Source organism: Shewanella sp., assembly GCF_051658185.1.
In the GTDB taxonomy this organism is placed as follows: Bacteria; Pseudomonadota; Gammaproteobacteria; order Enterobacterales; family Shewanellaceae; genus Shewanella.
The window spans coordinates 1-2,876 of sequence record NZ_JBOFMC010000183.1; the positions used below are offsets into that span (position 1 = coordinate 1).

The window sequence follows — 2,876 nt, forward strand, 5'->3', positions numbered from 1 at the left end:
TAGTGCATAGTGCATAGTGCATAGTGCATAGCGCAAAGTACAAAGTACAAAGTACAAAGTACAAAGTACAAAGTACAAAGTACAAAGTACAAAGTACAAAGTACAAAGTACATCGAGCGTAGTGGCCTTTAACAACGCCGGCTCCGCAAGCAACCAGCGCCCATGGATTGCGTGACTTAGCTGAGGCAGCAACGGGTGAGTGAGCGGTTAACTTAAGTATCTACCTTTAAAGGAGAGATTATGAGTGGCTTAGACAGTCTTTATGCCATGCTGGCGCAGCCAGTAACGGCTCAGTTACAGCCTAAGCGTATCGTCGATCAGATAGACGGTGCCAGTGCCAATGCCGCCGACAGTCATGAGCGGCCGCAATCGCAGCTCCCTCCTGCGCTGCATGGACGCAAACGAACTTTCCAAGATAGGCGCAAACGTGTTGATATGACGCACAATAAAAGGCGGCGAGCCACAGATAAAGTGCAAGCCACCCACACCACGGCGATTGCAGAGCTCACTGACGATATGGCTGAGATGCCTCCAACGCAAAACGGTCATATTATTGATATTGAGGTATAAAAATGCCAAATAGCAGAGGCGGCGCGCCACTCACAGTAACGTGTCGCCCCTAAAAGCCTGCCACCTAAAGCTCTGCCACTTTAGGATCGCGTCCTTGCGACGGCATCCTGCCAACCTGCATACAATTGCGCTCGATACGCTGGCTCAATATTGGGCATAAAGTGTTTATCGATACAGGCTTTATGCTCAAGCTCCACCACGCTCTCCCAAAAACCCACCGCAAGCCCGGCTAAAAATGCCGCGCCGAGGGCCGTGGTTTCACACAGGCTCGGCCTTAGCACTTCAACGTCAGTAATATCTGATTGAAACTGCATTAAAAAGTCATTTGCGACTGCCCCACCATCGACCTTAAGACGCTTAAGACTCACACCACTGTCTTTGATCATGGCATCCAGTAAATCCTTGCTCTGGTAGGCGATAGACTCCAATGCGGCGCGAATAATGTGATTGCGATTCGCTCCGCGAGTTAACCCAAAGAGGGCGCCACGCGCGTTCGGATCCCAATAGGGCGCGCCGAGCCCCACAAATGCCGGCACTAAATACACGCCATTGGTGTCGGCCACTTTGGAGGCAAAATACTCGGTATCACTGGCATCGCGAATCAGTCCCAATTCATCCCGCAGCCATTGAATCGTGGCGCCGCCCATAAATACTGACCCTTCTAGCGCATAATTCACTTCGCCCTTAGGCCCAACCGCAACGGTCGTTAGCAAGCCGTGGGTGGAACGCACCGCTGTCGTGCCGGTGTTCATCAGCAGAAAACAACCGGTGCCGTAGGTATTTTTTGCCATTCCCGGCTCGACGCATAACTGCCCAAACAACGCCGCCTGCTGGTCGCCCGCGATGCCGGCGACTTGGATTTCACGACCTTCCCCTGCGATCCGCGTGGTGCCATAGATGCAACAAGAAGGCTTAACCTCAGGTAACATTGATGGGGGAATATCTAATGCCTTGAGCAACTTAGCATCCCAAGTGAGACTATGGATATTAAACAGCAAAGTACGGGCCGCATTCGTGGGATCAGTAACATGCACCTTGCCCTCTGTGAGCTTCCACAAAAGCCAAGTATCGATAGTGCCAAATAACAACTCGCCCCGCTGCGCCTGCGCCCGAGCATTGGGCACATTATCGAGGATCCATTTAATCTTAGTGCCTGAAAAATAAGGATCGAGTAACAAACCTGTGTTGTCTCGCACATAGGCTTCTAGGCCTTGAGCTTTAAGTTGCTCACAGATATCAAAGCTGCGGCGGCACTGCCACACAATCGCGTTATAGATGGGCTTGCCTGTGGCTTTCTCCCAAATCACTGTGGTTTCCCGCTGATTAGTGATACCTATCGCGGCAACCTCGTCACTGTGGATCCCGGCTCTGGCCAGCACTTCAATCAATACTGAGCTTTGGCTAGCCCAAATCTCCATGGGATCATGCTCGACCCAGCCGGGATGCGGATAAATCTGCCGAAACTCCCGCTGGGAGACATGAATAATATTGGCATTATGATCAAATACTATCGCTCGAGAGCTTGTCGTGCCTTGATCTAAGGCCACCACGTATTTTTTCTGCACCTTGCTTTCCTCTGTAGAGAGCCACGGCCAATGCAGGTCAGTAGGCTCTACCCTGTTTCATCCTTTATTGATGAATATATGAGTATTTCATCGTATTCACCAGTAAGTAAACCGCCACCTTCACGCAGTCCATGGCAGGCAAATAATAAAAAAGCCCTGAATAATCAGGGCTTATTTATTATGCTGTGCGAATGTTGCCTATTACATCATAGTGCTTCATCACACGGCGGCATCACATTGTCAGTCTATCTGCGAGCACGACGATAAAGTCATCTCTCGCAAGCCGGAAAAATGCGGGCCTTAAAAGCGATAGCTAGCCTGCACCCCAACTAACAAGATATTGCCGCTGGTCGTACCGCTAAAGGTGCCACCAAACAGAGCAGAAGAGATGTCTGAAGCAATACCCGGACGTGGCTCAACCACTGGCGATTCATCCGCCATGATATAGGTTAACCCTAAGTCGATATCAAACTGTTTGCTGAATTGGTAACCATAACCTGCACTTAACCACACCCGATTCATCTCTGGAATGGTTAACGTACGATTGGCATCGGAAACGGCCGATTTATCATAGGCGACACCGGCACGCAGGGTCGATTCCGCCGTTAAACGATAGGTCGCCCCTAGGGCAAAACGGTAGCTATCTTGCCAGTTTTCTTGCTTCACTAATTGAGTCGGTACTGTTAATGAAGGGATCACTGCCGTTAGCTCCTCAAAGCTGCTCCAGTCCGTCCAGTTGAT

Annotated in this window: 3 protein-coding genes; 1 reads left to right on the forward strand and 2 read right to left on the reverse strand. The window is 50.5% G+C overall.

Annotation, left to right across the window (positions count from 1 at the left end):
• Positions 1 to 240: 240 nt before the first annotated feature.
• Complete coding sequence (locus ACRCZA_RS07415; RefSeq protein WP_438673814.1) at positions 241 to 570, forward strand: hypothetical protein; 330 nt, start codon at positions 241 to 243, stop codon at positions 568 to 570.
• Positions 571 to 650: 80 nt separating this feature from the next.
• On the opposite strand, the gene glpK is transcribed toward ACRCZA_RS07415, so the two are convergent.
• Both glpK and ACRCZA_RS07425 read right to left on the reverse strand, forming a co-directional pair.
• On the reverse strand, positions 651 to 2,135 hold the full coding sequence (glpK, locus tag ACRCZA_RS07420; protein WP_438673815.1) for a glycerol kinase GlpK: 1,485 nt from the start codon (positions 2,133 to 2,135) through the stop codon (positions 651 to 653).
• Positions 2,136 to 2,435: 300 nt separating this feature from the next.
• Positions 2,436 to 2,876: outer membrane protein transport protein (locus tag ACRCZA_RS07425; protein WP_438673816.1), on the reverse strand; the 441-nt coding region annotated here is incomplete at its 5' end.

Coding starts and splice junctions, on each gene's coding strand:
- ACRCZA_RS07415 (WP_438673814.1), top strand. CDS start 241: ATGAGTGGCTTAGACAGTCTTTATGCCATGCTGGCGCAGCCAGTAACG.